The organism is Sulfurospirillum sp. SCADC (assembly GCF_000743525.1).
Lineage (GTDB): Bacteria > Campylobacterota > Campylobacteria > Campylobacterales > Sulfurospirillaceae > Sulfurospirillum.
Genome location: NZ_JQGK01000018.1, coordinates 1 through 15,408 on the forward strand (window position 1 = coordinate 1; position 15,408 = coordinate 15,408).

Consider the following 15,408-nt stretch of genomic DNA (forward strand, 5'->3'; position numbering starts at 1 on the left):
GCGTAGAATCAGAAAAGGCGTTGAAACGGCCTTTTCTATGATAACAGCTAAATTTGGTAAAGTCATTAAGGCTACAACCATTGGTGGCTTCTTAACCAAGCTCAAACTTTTCATCACCGCTTATGCTATCAATTGTTTTTTGAAGCTTGCTGATGACAAAAAAGCTCTACTGTTTAACTAGCAGTTTGGGTTATAATAAGACGTATACACCAAGGTTTGGAAGAGTTTTTGCTTTGTTAGCTTAACCATCTGTAAAGGAATAGCATTGGACGCAGTCGATCAAGAGTATGTCGCACGCAAACTTCTCTCAGGATTTGAAAATCTTTTAGACATTAATGTCGATTTTGTGGCAGAGCTTGGCACGACCAATATTACAATTCAAAAACTTTTAAAGCTTGAAAAAGGTTCGGTCATCGACCTTGAAAAACCTGCGGGTGAAAGTGTGGAACTCTACATCAACAACAAAATCTTTGGTAAAGGAGAGGTCATGGTGTATGAGAAAAACCTCGCGATCCGTATCAATGAAATTTTAGATTCCAAAACCGTCATCCAATACTTTAAAAAAGAGAACGTATGAGACTTTTCGTCGCACTCCTCGTGTTACTTTCATGGGTCAATGCGTCTAATTTATTGACCTACAATGTGTATGAGCGAAGTGATCGCGTGGATGTGATGCTCTCATTTGATGCGCCTCATGAAGGCAGTATCTCTCAAAAAAATGATGCAACGTCCATTACACTTACGATCAACGATCTTGGCTATGACAAGATGATCGAAAAGAGTATTAATTCTAACATCATTCAAGAACTCACCATCATTCCTGAAAAAAACAATACCCTTAAAGTGGTGCTTAAAAGCGATAAAAAAGTGAGTGTTATTGCCTCTAAAACCGTTGATGGTTTTGGGCTTCGCATTCGCAGTAGTGTGATGCAAGCACCGACACAAAGCTCATCAGAGACGCTCAGTTCATCCCTTCAAACCGTACCCTCCTCTTCGTCGGTTGATCTGATCGACACACGCTATATTATTGTGATTGCCATTTTACTCTTCTTGGTGATCGTGATGTTTTGGATTAAAAAACGTTTAGCGATTCAAACGATCAAACCATCCAATGCCGCTGCTCAAAAGGGCGGTAAATCATGGCTTTTCAACCCAAAAACAGGCACACAACAAGAGGTAACGCTGCTGCATAAAAAACAGATTGACAACCAGAACAGTGTGGTTCTTTTTGAATACGGCACCATCAAATACCTTGTCATGACAGGAAATTCTAACGTTCTTTTAGAGAAATTTAAAGATGGTGAAGTCAAAGATGACACCGATTTTGAAAAGGTTTTTGAGGAAAATCGTAGACGGTTGGATGACTACCTCAAACTTCAAGACAATAAACTCAGCACCTATAAAAATAAGGCTTCAGCCGATTACACTCCTATAGACGAGCTGCGTTAAGACCGTATGACCATCGCTATCTCCATCTTGTCCATCTACGCCTTCATCTTTCTAGGATTTATGGCAAAGAGGATGCTCAAAGAGGAGATGAATGAAAAAGGGATGATCCTTCTCTCAATCTATTTTTTACAACCCATGCTCTCGTTTTGGGGACTCTCTAGCCGTCCGATTGAGTTTTCACTCCTTGAAGCACCCTTTTGGTACCTAACGATTTCGCTAATCTGCGTGCTGATAAGCTCCCTCATTGCGTTTATCTTTTTCAAAGAGGACATTAAAGAAAAGTCTATCATCACCATCTGTGTGATTATTGGCAATACGGGCAATCTTGGTATTCCACTGGGCATTGCGCTTTTTGGAGATGCGTCTATTTTATACATGAGCATGATTAACATCACCAATGTCTTTATCGTCTATACCCTCGGTGTCTTCTTCTACTCTAGAGGCAACTTTAGCATCAAACAATCGCTTCTGAACATCGTCAAATTACCTGTGATCTGGTTTGCCTCCTTGGCTCTTTTAATGAACATTTTTGAGATTCACCTTCATCCTGCGATGCGTATTCCTTTAGAGATGGGAGCGTACTGCACGATGGTCATTCAACTGGTCATTTTTGGTATGTACCTTTACAACATCAAACTTCGCAGCATCAATGTGAAACTCCTTTTACATGTAAGCATTATCAAGTTTGGGATCACACCACTGATTGCCGGTTGGATTCTTTATGGACTGCTTGATTTAGAGCCGATGGTTGCGACTCTTATTTTTATCGAACTGATTGTACCGCTGGCGGTCACCAATGTAAATTTAGCCGCGTTGTATGAGTGCAAACCCTTAGATGTGACCCTCTTGGTCTTTTTCACTTCCTTGGTTTTTATACCCTTTTTTATTCTTATCAGCAACCTTTTACACTATCTTAACATCGTGAGTATGCCATGAATATCAACGACAAAGACGCTCGCGTTAAATACATCAGAGCGCTTGAACGCTTTTTAGGCAGTTGTGTCAGTGCGCTTAAAAATGAAAATTTTGATTTTGGCTTATTTGTGAAACGTGCCGAAAAAGGGCTTAAAACTTTAAAAAAAGTTGATCCAATAAGACTCGATTCGACCTATACTAATGGACTGCAAAATTATGCCAACTTGGTTTCCAATAGCATTGTAAACCTAGAAGGAATCGACATCGAAGAGACACACAAACGCCTCTTAAAAGAGGCTAATTTGTTAGAAAAAGAGAAGTATCGAGGAAGTTATAAAAAAGAGAAACACAAAGCGCAAGGTTTTAATGACGGTTATTGAGCGAAAAAAGTTTCTATAGCGTCTCGCATCAACGCATCATCTTCTATTCGGTTTATTTTATCTCTAAACTCAGAAGCTTCACGAAAACCTTTCGAGTACGTGTGTAAATGTTTACGGAAAATGGAGTGTCCCTTCTCACCATAAAAATCGACCATCGCATCGAAATGCTCTAAGACGATTTCTAAGATTGTGGTTTTTTCAACATGGGTAAGCTCATTTTTGATCTGATAAAAAATCCATGGATTGCCTACCGCACCTCGCCCAATCATCAGGCTATTACATCCTGTCATCTCTTTTACATGTAAGGCTTTTTCATAGCTTGTAATGTCGCCATTGGCAATCAAAGGAATCTTCACAGACGCGCGCGCACGTGCTATGGCTTGGTAGTCCACTTCGGCTTTGTAGGCTCCTGCACGCGTACGCCCGTGCATGCTCATAAAATCAACCCCTGCACTCTCACACGCTTGTGCAATCTCTTCAGGAATTTTGGTCGTAAATCCCAGACGTACTTTAGCACTGGTGTAGCGTTTGTTCGAATGGGTCTTAATCGTTTCAATAATCTTTTGCATATGCGGAAGATTGAGAAGCAACGATGACCCTGCCTCCTGAGAGATGATCTTAGGCACAGGACAGCCACAATTCAGATCGATCCCATCGATGCCTTCGATGTCATTGAGTGCCAATACCGCCTCTTTAATCGACACAAGGTCTGATCCTGCAATTTGGACGATGTAGGGCGTTTCTAAGGGCGATTTGGTGATCATCTTAAAGGTTTTTTCAGAGCCATAACGCAGCGCATTCGCACTGATCATCTCCGAGAAGGTGACATCAGCCCCAAATTTTTTAACAACGGAACGAAACGGGAGGTCGGTAAAGCCAGCAAGGGGTGCAAGGGCTAAAATGCCCTTACTAAAGTCTATCTCGTGATTCATGCGTGCAAGAATTTGTCGATGTCGATACTTTTACCATGGTCACGTAAGAACATAATGGTTTTAAATTTAACAAACTCTTCATTGTCAGAATTGAGGAGCAATTCACGAATTTTATCAATCATTTGAAGATCATACAGCACGTATAAATACGCATCTGCCGCAACCGTACCTTTTGAGTTGTAAAGTTTTTCAAAAAGAGCAATCAACGCATCTGGCGTTAACTTCATCTTCATTTCGCGTGCAAGCTCTAGGTAATCTGTCCTATCGGCTTTAAACTGCTCTAGCATATCTTCAATCGATTTAATATCCATCTCAAAACTATCATCTGCGTCTAAGTAACGCTTCATCATACGGGTAAACGCATCTTTATCGGTTGGAAAATCATACCGTTTAATTTCATTGAAACTAGCAAAATCAACTAATGCTTCATACGCTTTGTGACACAATTCACTGTTAAGCTCTTTACAGTTTTTCAGCACTTCAAGTGCAAAGCGAGGCTCAATTTTAAGACGATTGATACTGTTTTGAGCCACAAGAGGATTGGTTTTAGATAGCTTATATTTTTTCAAATCTTCGTAGTTGCCGTTTGCAACACTGATCGCAACCGCACATGCTTTTGCCACCTCTTCTTCAATAAATGATGTTGGAAGGCTTGCATCAAAGCGCATACTTTGAAGCACTTTGCCCGCAAATTTAAATCCATCAGTTTTATACGAAGTCGTAACCTCTTCACCTAAAATACGATTTTTAGCTGACTCTTGAAACAACTCATAGTCTTTTTTCAAGGCTCTTTTATAGAGAAAATCTTTGAAATTGTAAAATACCAAATGTCCGATAGAACCTATTGCCAAGAAGAGAACAGGGATAAGCACCCAAAACGCTATAGGAAAGCTTAATGAGAGACCAAACAGTTCAAGGGTATAACTTTCACCATTAAAACTATAAACATACAGTCCAATGGCTAACATATAAATGAGCGTTGCAAGGATATAACGTTTGATTCCCATGGCTTTTCCTACCTATTTATTTTTTGCTGATTTCTCAATGATCTCACGGCACACAATGCAGTAGCGCGCATGTGGTTTTACTTTGAGACGTTGAAATCCTATATCTTCTTCACACATCTCACAAATGCCATAACTGCCATTTCGAATCTTGTTGAGTGCAAACTCTATTTCGTTGAGCTCTTTCATCTGTTGTGCACTAATCGCTTGTTCAATCATACGGTCAGTACTGACCGAAGCATGATCTGCTTCATCGCCTACATCGGTATCTTTAAGATCTTCGATCTCTCGCATCGAGTCTTCGATATTTTTTTTAATTTGAACTCTTCTCTCTTTTAGAAGATCTTCAAAGTGCTTTAGCTCGTGTTCTCTCATCCTTTGTTTCCTTTACAAAAAATTAACCTGAAATAAACCTGCATTATAATCAACTATTTATGGTAGGGATGGTTGTTTTTTATACATAATCCCCGATAAATCTGCTCAAATAAAACCACTTTCGCAATTTTGTGCGCATATGTTAATCTACTTAAACTTATAATCTTTTGAGTTTGACGTAAAAAACCCTCTTCAAACCCAAAAGCACCCCCAATAAAAAAGTTAATGTTCACATCTTCATCAAACAGTGTGCTAAATTGCTCACTGCTAAGCTGTTCGCCTTCCACATCAAGTGCAACATTGTACCCTTTTAAATGGGATTCGTACGCTTTTGTGTACGAAGCTCTCGCTTCCCTCTCTCCGATCATCTGAGCAGAGGCAATCTGTTTATTAAAGATCTTGATCTCTTCGACTTTGGCAAAGCGAGAGATCATTTTACTGTATTCGCAAGAGATAGCGTCTAGCGCCTTATCACTGCTTTTCTCAATCGTAAAGAGCCTTACATTCATGCTTTGAGTCTTAACTCAAACGCATCGTTTTGACAACTGCCACCCAAAAGCTTCAACAAGTCTGCAACCACCTTTTTCATATCGGTACGCGTCACGATCATATCGATCAAACCATGAGATAACAAAAACTCTGCTTTTTGGAAACCTTCTGGTAAATCGGCTCCAATGGTCTGTTTGATAACCCTTTGTCCTGCAAATCCCACAAGTGCGCCTGGTTCTGCCATGATAATATCGCCCAAGAAGGCAAACGATGCACTAACCCCGCCCATCGTAGGATCGGTGAGGATGGAGATATAGGGCAGTTTAGCATCGGCGAGTTTGGTGAGAGCAGCAGATGTTTTAGACATTTGAAGCAAGGAGAAGGTGCTCTCTTGCATACGCGCACCACCACTTGCACTCACGATAATCACGCCCTCTTTGTTGGCAATAGCACGGTTGATAGCTCTTACAATCTTTTCGCCTTCAACGGAGCCCAAACTTCCGCCCATAAAAGCAAAATCAAAGACAACAATCTGAGCAGATACGCCTTCAATCGTACATGAACCACACATGACAGAAGAGTTTTTGCCCGTTTTTTCTTGCGCCTCTTCGATACGTTTTTTGTACGATTTTTTATCCACAAATTTGAGAGGATCAATGGGTATGAGATTGGTGTCAAACTCAACAAAGCTTCTCTCATCACAGAGCTGTTCAATACGTTGTTTTGCAGAGATACGCATATGAAAACCACACTTTGGACAGACATTAAAACGTTGTTCGATCTCTTTGTAATACATTAAAGATTGGCACGCAGTGCATTTGACCCAGTGGCTTGGTGCTTCACTTGGAGCAGATTGCGTTTTTCGGATTTTAGAGAAAATTTCTGCAAATCGCATCGGTTTTTATCCTCTTTGAAAGCTAATTGCTTATAAATAAACTTTTTATTTTATCGAAAATTTCCTTATCTTTGCTTACGAGAAAAATATCTCCCTCATAATAGGTGCGCAAATCTTCGCACATAAACAGTCCCGCTTCGACATCGTAGGAGCGCATAACACCTTCATACAAGACAAAAGAAACATCGTGTGCATAGGCAAGAGAGAGGGCAAAAGCACCTGGGGAGCGGTACTTTATTTTGGCATCGTGCAGCTTCTCATGCGCCCTTTTAGAACAGTAAGATCGCTCAAAAATTCCTACCTTGGAAAAGGCATTACACGTAACCGTTTCAAAGCTTTTTTGAGCTAATTTTCCTTGGCGTAAACCCATTGCATCTTTGATAAAAACATCGCCATTGGCTAAGTTGGTGATGATCGCTTGGGTACATTTTTCGTTTTCAAAATAGGCAATGGAGGTACCATAATAGGGAAGATGGGAAAGCAGATTGTCACTGCCATCAATCGGGTCAAGGATGATGCGAGCATGCGCATTGGGACTAGGAATCACCCCACTCTCTTCGGAGAGAATTTCACCAAATGGCAAAAGATGTTTGATGAAAATCTGCTCCGCTTCAAGGTCAATGCCAGCACTCACATCACCACCGGCACCAACGGCAAAAAGGTGGTGATGCGACGCGTCTAATCCTTTTACATGTAAAAGCTCAAAGAGCGCTTCATTTGCACGAAGTGCCGCGTTTAAAAAGCTCACACGAGGCTCATTATCCAAGCAATGTTTTGATGATGCTAAGCGCAGCTTCCCTGCCCTCTTTCGCAGCCGTTACCACAAGGTCAGAGCCTCGTTTACAATCACCGCCTGCGTAGACACCGGATTTGCTGGTTTGGTACGCATGGTTCACAACAATACAGCCAGATTTATTGACCTCAATGCCGTTTTCTGCTAAAAATGTGGGCACACTGGGCGTAAAACCAAGCGCGAAGATGATGACGTCCGCATCTACTCTAAAATCCCCACCTTTAACGATCTCAACGCATTGACGACAGCTCGCATCTTTCGCACCCAAAATCGTTTTGTGCATATCGATCCCAATCACTTGCCCCTCAGAGTTGACCAAAATCTCTTTTGGTGTTACATTGTAAACAAACTCAGCACCCTCTTCAATGGCGTTTTTAAACTCTTTTTTGGAGCCAGGCATATTGTATTTATCGCGTCTGTAAAGACAGGTGACACTTTTAGCACCTTCACGAATGGAGGTTCTGAGACAGTCCATCGCGGTATCACCACCACCGATGACCACAACGTTTTTGCCTTTGACTTCAAATTTTTTATCGTAACTCTCACTGAATAATTTTTTCTGAATGGAGCGTAAAAAATCAATCGCCATAAAAACACCATTGGCATTTTCATTGGCAACGTTTGCTTTTCGTGGAGTCTCTGCTCCCAAACCTAAAAAGAGCGTATCATGACTGTGCGCGATGTCATCAAAGTTGACATCTTTGCCAACATGGGTGTTTACATGTAAATCCATTCCCGCATCTTGAAGCCATCTGACACGACGTGCGACAACCTCTTTATCGAGTTTAAAGCCGGGAATTCCGTACGTTAAAAGTCCGCCTGCTCTATTTTGTCTCTCATACATGCTGACCGCAATACCTGCGCGCAAAAGATAAGTCGCACAAGCAAGTCCAGCAGGGCCCGCTCCGATGATGGCAACTTTTTTCTTCGTCGTGATGCCTGGAAAACTAGGCTTCAACCCTTTTTTAAATCCCTCTTCAGAGATAAAGGTCTCAATCGCGCCAATGGTAATCGCGCCATGTCCATCATTGAGTGTACAATCGCCTTCGCAGAGACGATCTTGAGGGCAAATTCGCCCTGTAATTTCAGGGTACGGATTGCTCTCATTGGAGAGATTAAACGCTAAATCACGCTTCATCGCACTCGTGGCTTTGAGCCAAAAGGGGATGTAATTGTGCAAAGGACATTTGCTATGGCAAAAAGGATCGCCACATTGAATACAGCGATCGGCTTGCAAAGAGGCATCTTCTTTACTCAAAATTTCATAAATTTCTTTAAAATCTTTGACTCTATCACCGGTTGAGCGTTTGCGTGGCTCACATCTCTCTTCATTCACAAAATTTTGCATCTTAGTCTCCTTGCTCCGGATTGAGTGGTACCTTCGTCATATCTTTAGGTCGCACTATCCAAAAATCTCTTACCGCATGGCGGAAATTTTCTAAAATATGGGTTGCTTTAAAACTGGCTGTCTCGTTAATATGGGTTCGTAACAGTCGTTTCAGAAAGTGACGCGCCTCATCCATATCATCCGTATCAATACGCTCTGCAATCACCAATTCTTGGTTAAGTTTATCGATAAAATCACGTGTCTCATCGTAAATAAATGCGACGCCACCCGTCATACCTGCACCAAAATTGACGCCCGTACTACCTAAAATGGCGACCAATCCACCGGTCATATACTCGCACGCATGATCTCCCGTGCCCTCAACCACAGCCGTGGCACCAGAGTTTCGCACACAAAAACGCTCCCCAACATTGCCTGCGATGTAAAGCTTTCCACCCGTCGCACCGTACAAACAGGTATTGCCTGCACACGCGTAGTCTCGGCCTTGGTATTTGGGAGCGATGACAATTTTACCGCCATTCATGCCTTTACCGACATAATCATTGGCAGTGCCTTTAAGGTTAATACTAATCCCATTGGCTAAAAATGCTCCCAACGATTGCCCAGCAACACCATTGAGCCTAAAGACGATGCTGTCATCTTTAAGCCCTTTATTGCCATAAAATTTCGCGATTTCACCACTGATGAGCGTTCCAAAACTACGGTTGGTGTTGCTAATACTTTTGTGCAAGACTATTTTTTCATCGGGATTTTCGATGACTTTATACACATCTTTTAAAATTTCTTTCTCAAATTCATTTTTATCAAACGGATCATTTGATTTGCCATTATGCGTATCTGGACCTTCTAGTCGCATCAGAACGGAAGAAAAATCAAACTTCTTCGCAAACGCATCATCGATTACGCTTAGAAGATCACTGCGCCCAATAATCTCTTCCATATGCGTGTAGCCAAGGTGTGCAAGAATTTCTCTTACGTCTTCTGCTAAAAGTGTAAAGAAATTGATCAGCTTATCGACTGTCCCTACAAAATGCTCTCTAAGCTTCTCATCTTGGGTTGCCACACCCACTGAACAGCGGTTTAAGTGACAAACACGCAGCACTTTACATCCAATAATCGTTAAAGAGAGTGTTCCAAACGCATAACTCTCAGCACCCAAAAGGGCTGCTTTGATGACGTCCAGACCCGTTTTTAATCCACCATCGGTTTGTAAATGCACGCTGTCTCTTAAGTGGTTTGCTTTAAGGGCATTGTGCGCCTCACTTAAGCCAATTTCCCATGGGTTACCTGCAAATTTGATCGAAGTAAGTGGCGCTGCACCCGTACCACCATCACCGCCAGAGATGATGATCTTATCGGCATACGCTTTAGCCACACCTGCCGCAATCGTTCCGACCCCTGCCGTTGAAACCAATTTAACCGTAATGATCGCTTCAGGATTGATCTGTTTCATATCAAAAATAAGCTGTGCCAGATCCTCAATCGAATAAATATCGTGATGAGGAGGAGGTGAAATGAGCGTCACACCAGGAATCGTGTAGCGAAGACTCGCGATCAGTGGCGTTACTTTATGCCCTGGAAGCTGACCGCCCTCACCTGGTTTTGCACCTTGCGCCACTTTGATCTGAATCTCTGTGGCGGAGCGTAAATACTCAGGTGTCACACCAAAACGACCCGATGCAATCTGTTTGATGCGTGAGTTTTTGTTACTCTTAAGACGCTCAGGCGCTTCACCACCCTCACCAGAGTTACTCATACCACCAATCTTATTCATCGCTTCACCCAAAGCTTCATGCGCTTCAGGAGAGATGGAGCCTAAACTCATCGCTGCAGTTGAAAAACGTTTGAAAATGGCCTCTTTGGATTCGACTTTATCCAAAGCAATGGGTTCTCGATCGGATTTGAGTTCAAAGAAATCGCGGATCATCTTGAATCCTCGATGATTGATCAATTTGGTAAACTCTTGAAAATCTTTTTTATCACCTGTGACGGTTGCTTTGTGAATCGCATGAATTGCATTGGGATGATAATCATGGTACTCTTGCCCATCAATGTATTTGTAAAAACCACCAATTTCAAGAGGAAAAAGCTTTTTACTAACATTAAGTTCATACGCTAAATGATGGTTTCGACTTAAACGCTCTTCCACATCTTCATAACCCAAGCCTGGAATCAATGAAATCGCACCATCAAAACACTCAAGTACCACATCTTTGCCAAGACCCAAAACATCAAAGAGTGCTGAGTTTTTATACGATGCAATGGTCGCAATACCCATTTTAGACATGACTTTTAACAGTCCTTGCCCTAAAGCATGATTGACATTTTTAAGTTTGGTTTTGATCTCATACGCACCCATTTCACTTTTTTTACCCTCGTCCAACACAGTGGCATAGAGTAAATAAGGATAAATAGCACTCGCGCCAAAGCCCATCATACAGGAACACGAATGCGTATCGATCGCTTCACCCGAAATGGCGATAATCGAGGTGAGTGAACGAACGCCTTCATCCAACAATACTTGGTTCACACGACCAATCACCATAATCATTGGCATCGGTTTAAGTTTGTTTGTCATACCACGATCATCCAAGAAAATAATGCGAATACCATCATTTTTAACCGCTTGGGCAATATCATAGGCTAAATCTTCAAGACTGCCTTTGAGGTTGTCTTCAAATAGTGTTGAGAAATAGCGATTTTTATACTCGTCTTTGTAGCGCGCTTTGCTTGGATCACCAAAGGAGTCTAAGATTTCGTACTTTTCTTGCATTAAAATAGGCGAGATCGATTTGATGCGTATCGCATGTTCTTGATCTTCTTCTAAAATGTTGCGAATCTCACCAAAGCTCGTATTTAAACTCATGACCACTTTTTCACGAATCGGATCAATCGGTGGATTGGTCACTTGTGCAAATTTTTGTTTGAAATAGTCGCTAAAATTGCGTTGGACTTTGCTGAAAGCGGCCATTGGGGTGTCATCACCCATGGAGCCAACGCCCTCTTTGCCATCTTTCATCATAGGTTCAATGACCATGTTTTTCACTTCTTGCGTGATGTTAAAGTAGCGTTGCTCAAGTTCCAAGTTTTCACGTACATAGTCTGTTGTTTTTGAAAAAGGGATGTCCACAAACTCTTGCAGATACACAAGCCCTTTGTTCAACCACTCCGTATAGGTGTTTGAACTTTTGAGGTAGTCATTGATGTCATCATTTTTCATGATCTTGCCAAATTTAAGATCGACACCGATCATTTGACCACTTTGCAGACGACCACGTTCAATGATATTCTCTTCTTCAATATCCAAAACACCATACTCTGAAGAGATGATGATACGATCATCTTTGGTAATGATATATTTAGCCGGTCTTAAACCATTTCTATCTAAAACACAGGCAATATGACGACCATCGGTTAAAGAGATAGCCGCTGGACCATCCCATGGCTCAAAGTTGATACTGGAGAATTCATAAAAGGCGCGAAGCTCTGAGTCCATATGCGGCGCATTTTGCCATGGTGCTGGAATCAGTGAGCGTACTGCTTTGAAAAAATCAAATCCATTAATCAGCATAAATTCAAACATATTGTCCAAACTGGCACTGTCACTCACGTCATTGGTCGTAAGAGGATACAATTTTTGCAACTCTTCATCAGAAAAGATAGCACTTTTGATGCACTCACTTTTGACTTGGGCATAGAAACGATTGGCTGAAATAGAGTTAATCTCGCCATTATGCGCAAGCGTGCGAAACGGTTGTGCGAGTTTCCATTTGGGTAATGTATTGGTTGAAAAACGTTGGTGAAAAAGGGCAAAGGTTGCTTTAAAATCAACATCGCTCAGGTCTGGAAAAAAAGTTTTGATGTAGGTTGGCATCACCAAACCTTTGTACGAAATCACCTTACTTGAAAAAGAGGCAATGTAAAAATCAGGCTCATTCACAAGCCTTCGCTCAACCATCTTGCGTGTCAAATACAAGAGGGCTTCAAAACGTTTGGTTGCCACGAGAGAAGAAGGCGTTACGAATGCTTGAACGATTTGAGGCAAAGAATCAAGGGCTAATTTTCCAAGGGCTTTTGTTTTTACAGGAACATCGCGGTATAAAAGGACTTTAAGATCGTTTTGTTCACAGGTCTCTTCAAAAATTCTTTTTTGTTCATCGGTTGTTAAAAAAATCATAGCAACCGCAAACTGCTTTGGAAGATCAATACCTAGTTTATGCACCTCTTTTTTCATAAACTTGTCTGGCATCGAAAAGAGAAGTCCACTACCATCACCACTTTTCCCATCAGCAGCAATGGCACCTCGGTGCATCATTCGCTCTAATGCCGTGATAGCATCTTCGACATTTTCATGGGTTGGAATGTTTTGTATGTTTGCGATTAATCCAAAACCGCAGTTGTCTTTAAATCCTGTAATAAGATCCATTTCACAAGCCTTTTGTGGAATTTTCATCAAAATTCTGACGAAATCTGACAAATTTTTAAGCTAAAAGCGAAGGATAATACATGAATAATGCTTATTTTTCAATTAAACACTGTTTTTCGATGTTTATAGCATTTTCATACCTTAATTTATATTAATTGTCAATAAATTAATTAATATAAATATCAATAATTAATTTTAAATTTTAATAATAATCAAATATTGAGATGCTAAAATTCCCTATGCAAGGATACATCATCAATTTGAATCGGGTCAAAGACGAAGATTTAATTGTCACCATTTTAACCCAAACTAGCATTAAAACCCTTTATAGATTTTACGGTGCCCGTCACTCTACGATTCATTTAGGCTATAAAATTGATTTTGAAGCGATTCCCTCTCTCAAGTCATCCATCCCTCAACTTCGCTCCATTATGCACTTAGGAACGCCTTGGAATAACCAAAGGGAACGCATGTTGATTTGGCAGCCTTTTATTCGGCTTTTTTACACGCATCTCAAAGATGTAGCAACGATTGATGGTTTTTATTTCGATCTTTTAGAAGCATGTTCTGCCATCTGGCAAAAACAGAACCCGAAGCGTATTGCCATTGAGGCGTATATTAAACTGTTGATTTATGAGGGGAGATTGCACGATGATTTTATCTGTTTTAACTGCGATGAGCGCATTGAAAATGATTTAACACTGATTCGAGGCTTCTTACCTGCACATAAACTGTGTGCGTGGAATCAGACCTTCGATCTTTTACATGTAAAGCAATTGTTTGAAGAGCAGAGTACTATAGCACTGGATGATGAGCAGATCGATGTGCTATGGAAAATTTTATTGGAAGGGTTTTGATCTTGACACGACTGTTAGGTAAAACCTAACAGCCTACGCTGCGCTATGCACTGAAGCTTGCTTCTTTCGAAGCAGAAATTTATGCTTGTTCTACAGTTTGGTCTAAAAAGCGTGAATCGCTAAAACTTGACGTTTGGATATTTTCAAATGCTTTTTTGAGTGAGATAAAAAGATCAGGATTTTGTTTTTCCATATTGGCAAGCATCTCTTTGGTTTGTGCGCGCATAATCGGCATTTTGACATCAAAACGCATTGCAGGACACGCCTCATCCCCAATTACAGGCATCTTAGCATCCATGGCACAATCGCGCAGTTGACGCTCTCTTACATGAATGAGCGGACGAATAACCTGTAAACCATTTTGCGCTTTGTAGATTGGCGGCATAGAACGAAGTGCTCCATTGTGTGAGAAGTTCATAAAAAAGCTCTCCACGGCATCATCAAGGTGGTGTGCAAGAGCAAGTTTATTATAACCATGCTCAAGCGCGTAAGTGTAAAGTGCGCCTCGTCTCATACGCGAAAAAAAGCTACAAAAAGATGAGTTTTCACGAATCTTATCTTGTGCAAGCTCAAAAATCTTCGTATCCACGATCTTATGATCGATCTCGTGTTCCAGGCAGTGATTGTGCAATGTTTGAAGATCTTCACCCATGCCATAGGCAATGGTCACTGCTTTAAACTCAAAATCAAACGGAGCAACGCGTTGCATGTGTTTTAAAACATGTGCAAGGCTCAGGGAGTCTTTGCCCCCACTAAGTCCTAGCAAGATCTTATCGCCCTCGTTGATAAGGTTATAGTGGGCATTGGTGCGCCCTGCGGTGCGTAAAAGGCGTTTACTAATTTCGATCATGAGCAAGTTCGTCCAACATCGCGATAATAAACTGAGCACTCTCTTTAGCGGAGCTCACTAAGAACTCATCAAAACTAAATCCTGCATCCATATCAGCAGCATCACTGATGGCACGAAGCACGCAAAAAGGAACATTCAGAGCGTCACACACCACAGCAACCGAAGCGCCTTCCATCTCGGTTGCATCCGCATTAAAGGTCGTGTAAATCCACTCTTTTTTCACACCATCACAGATGAATTGATCGCCTGTCGCAATAATGCCCTCAAGCAATTTAATGTTTTGAGCAGAGGCTACTTTTTGAGCCAACGCTGTAAGTGCTTTATCGGTTTTAACATACACAGAACCTTCTGGCACGTAACCATGAGGATGGCCAAATGCAGTTATATCAAGATCGTGTTGAGCCAGTTTGGTTGCCACAAGCAGATCGCCCACTTTAAGGGAAGGGTTGAGTGCGCCTGCAACACCTGAGAAAAGAAGCTTTTGCGCTCCAAATTTTTCAATCAAGGTTGAAGCGGTCAGGCTCGCATTGACTTTACCGATTTTACTGTACGCAATGACTAAATCCATTCCTTTATACGACGTGGTATAGTAACGATTCTTGGCATGCTCAATCGTTTCATAGTTTCCAAAAAACTCTAAAAGTGGCGTGATCTCTTCGACCATCGCACCCATAATGGCTATTTTCATCTTTTTC

At 41.4% G+C, this 15,408-nt stretch carries 15 protein-coding genes and 1 pseudogene; 6 read left to right on the top strand and 10 right to left on the bottom strand.

Annotated elements, in window-relative coordinates; all coding sequences use genetic code 11:
* The 5 genes and pseudogenes from JU57_RS11290 to JU57_RS11310 all read left to right on the top strand — a co-directional run.
* A pseudogene (locus tag JU57_RS11290) lies at nt 1–181 on the top strand (IS982 family transposase); the annotation flags it as partial.
* Nucleotides 182–265: 84 nt separating this feature from the next.
* Nucleotides 266–577, top strand: coding sequence for a flagellar motor switch protein FliN (gene fliN, locus JU57_RS11295; protein WP_025343889.1), 312 nt, complete (start codon nt 266–268; stop codon nt 575–577).
* Nucleotides 574–1,449, top strand: a complete 876-nt coding sequence (locus tag JU57_RS11300) for a hypothetical protein (RefSeq protein WP_051906830.1) — start codon at nt 574–576, stop codon at nt 1,447–1,449. The genes fliN and JU57_RS11300 overlap by 4 nt, the downstream gene beginning before the upstream one ends.
* Nucleotides 1,450–1,455: 6 nt before the next feature.
* Nucleotides 1,456–2,385 carry an AEC family transporter gene (locus JU57_RS11305; protein ID WP_294877218.1) on the top strand — a complete coding sequence of 310 codons (930 nt, stop codon included), beginning with the start codon at nt 1,456–1,458 and terminating at the stop codon, nt 2,383–2,385.
* Nucleotides 2,382–2,744, top strand: coding sequence for a hypothetical protein (locus JU57_RS11310; protein ID WP_037961113.1), 363 nt, complete (start codon nt 2,382–2,384; stop codon nt 2,742–2,744). The genes JU57_RS11305 and JU57_RS11310 overlap by 4 nt, the downstream gene beginning before the upstream one ends.
* On the opposite strand, the gene JU57_RS11315 is transcribed toward JU57_RS11310, so the two are convergent.
* Genes JU57_RS11315 through gltB form a run of 8 tightly spaced genes read right to left on the bottom strand, consistent with a single transcriptional unit; the run spans nt 2,738 to nt 13,006 of the window.
* On the bottom strand, nt 2,738–3,676 hold the full coding sequence (locus tag JU57_RS11315; protein ID WP_037961116.1) for a tRNA-dihydrouridine synthase: 939 nt from the start codon (nt 3,674–3,676) through the stop codon (nt 2,738–2,740). The genes JU57_RS11310 and JU57_RS11315 overlap by 7 nt on opposite strands.
* Nucleotides 3,673–4,683 carry a hypothetical protein gene (locus JU57_RS11320; protein WP_037961118.1) on the bottom strand — a complete coding sequence of 337 codons (1,011 nt, stop codon included), beginning with the start codon at nt 4,681–4,683 and terminating at the stop codon, nt 3,673–3,675. Before JU57_RS11320 ends, JU57_RS11315 begins: the two co-directional genes overlap by 4 nt.
* Nucleotides 4,684–4,695: 12 nt before the next feature.
* Entirely contained in the window at nt 4,696–5,055 is a 360-nt protein-coding gene (gene dksA, locus JU57_RS11325) for an RNA polymerase-binding protein DksA (protein ID WP_037961121.1), read from the bottom strand.
* Between the two features lie 53 nt (nt 5,056–5,108).
* A complete protein-coding gene (locus tag JU57_RS11330; protein ID WP_037961124.1) occupies nt 5,109–5,564 on the bottom strand; it encodes a 23S rRNA (pseudouridine(1915)-N(3))-methyltransferase RlmH in 456 nt (151 codons plus the stop codon).
* A complete protein-coding gene (gene accD / locus JU57_RS11335; protein ID WP_037961126.1) occupies nt 5,561–6,439 on the bottom strand; it encodes an acetyl-CoA carboxylase, carboxyltransferase subunit beta in 879 nt (292 codons plus the stop codon). The genes JU57_RS11330 and accD overlap by 4 nt, the downstream gene beginning before the upstream one ends.
* A 22-nt stretch (nt 6,440–6,461) precedes the next feature.
* Nucleotides 6,462–7,187 (bottom strand): inositol monophosphatase family protein, encoded by a 726-nt coding sequence (locus tag JU57_RS11340; protein WP_037961295.1) that lies wholly within the window; start codon nt 7,185–7,187, stop codon nt 6,462–6,464.
* A gap of 10 nt (nt 7,188–7,197) precedes the next feature.
* Nucleotides 7,198–8,580 carry a glutamate synthase subunit beta gene (locus JU57_RS11345; RefSeq protein ID WP_037961128.1) on the bottom strand — a complete coding sequence of 461 codons (1,383 nt, stop codon included), beginning with the start codon at nt 8,578–8,580 and terminating at the stop codon, nt 7,198–7,200.
* 1 nt (nt 8,581) lies between these two features.
* Nucleotides 8,582–13,006 carry a glutamate synthase large subunit gene (gltB, locus tag JU57_RS11350; protein WP_037961130.1) on the bottom strand — a complete coding sequence of 1,475 codons (4,425 nt, stop codon included), beginning with the start codon at nt 13,004–13,006 and terminating at the stop codon, nt 8,582–8,584.
* Nucleotides 13,007–13,245: 239 nt separating this feature from the next.
* Here gltB and recO point away from each other — a divergent pair, with 239 nt between their 5' ends.
* Entirely contained in the window at nt 13,246–13,863 is a 618-nt protein-coding gene (gene recO, locus JU57_RS11355) for a recombination protein RecO (RefSeq protein ID WP_037961133.1), read from the top strand.
* A 79-nt stretch (nt 13,864–13,942) separates the two neighbouring features.
* Here the strand turns inward: recO and JU57_RS11360 are convergent, their stop codons facing one another.
* Together JU57_RS11360 and JU57_RS11365 are read right to left on the bottom strand one after the other, a co-directional pair.
* Complete coding sequence (locus tag JU57_RS11360; protein ID WP_037961298.1) at nt 13,943–14,713, bottom strand: ATP-binding protein; 771 nt, start codon at nt 14,711–14,713, stop codon at nt 13,943–13,945.
* A complete protein-coding gene (locus tag JU57_RS11365) occupies nt 14,700–15,401 on the bottom strand; it encodes a 5'-methylthioadenosine/adenosylhomocysteine nucleosidase (protein WP_037961136.1) in 702 nt (233 codons plus the stop codon). Before JU57_RS11365 ends, JU57_RS11360 begins: the two co-directional genes overlap by 14 nt.
* Between the last annotated feature and the right edge of the window lie 7 nt (nt 15,402–15,408).

Coding starts and splice junctions, on each gene's coding strand:
- JU57_RS11300 (WP_051906830.1), top strand. CDS start 574: ATGAGACTTTTCGTCGCACTCCTCGTGTTACTTTCATGGGTCAATGCG.
- JU57_RS11305 (WP_294877218.1), top strand. CDS start 1,456: ATGACCATCGCTATCTCCATCTTGTCCATCTACGCCTTCATCTTTCTA.
- JU57_RS11310 (WP_037961113.1), top strand. CDS start 2,382: ATGAATATCAACGACAAAGACGCTCGCGTTAAATACATCAGAGCGCTT.
- JU57_RS11315 (WP_037961116.1), bottom strand. CDS start 3,676: ATGAATCACGAGATAGACTTTAGTAAGGGCATTTTAGCCCTTGCACCC.
- JU57_RS11320 (WP_037961118.1), bottom strand. CDS start 4,683: ATGGGAATCAAACGTTATATCCTTGCAACGCTCATTTATATGTTAGCC.
- dksA (WP_037961121.1), bottom strand. CDS start 5,055: ATGAGAGAACACGAGCTAAAGCACTTTGAAGATCTTCTAAAAGAGAGA.
- JU57_RS11330 (WP_037961124.1), bottom strand. CDS start 5,564: ATGAATGTAAGGCTCTTTACGATTGAGAAAAGCAGTGATAAGGCGCTA.
- accD (WP_037961126.1), bottom strand. CDS start 6,439: ATGCGATTTGCAGAAATTTTCTCTAAAATCCGAAAAACGCAATCTGCT.
- JU57_RS11345 (WP_037961128.1), bottom strand. CDS start 8,580: ATGCAAAATTTTGTGAATGAAGAGAGATGTGAGCCACGCAAACGCTCA.
- gltB (WP_037961130.1), bottom strand. CDS start 13,006: ATGGATCTTATTACAGGATTTAAAGACAACTGCGGTTTTGGATTAATC.
- recO (WP_037961133.1), top strand. CDS start 13,246: ATGCAAGGATACATCATCAATTTGAATCGGGTCAAAGACGAAGATTTA.
- JU57_RS11360 (WP_037961298.1), bottom strand. CDS start 14,713: ATGATCGAAATTAGTAAACGCCTTTTACGCACCGCAGGGCGCACCAAT.
- JU57_RS11365 (WP_037961136.1), bottom strand. CDS start 15,401: ATGAAAATAGCCATTATGGGTGCGATGGTCGAAGAGATCACGCCACTT.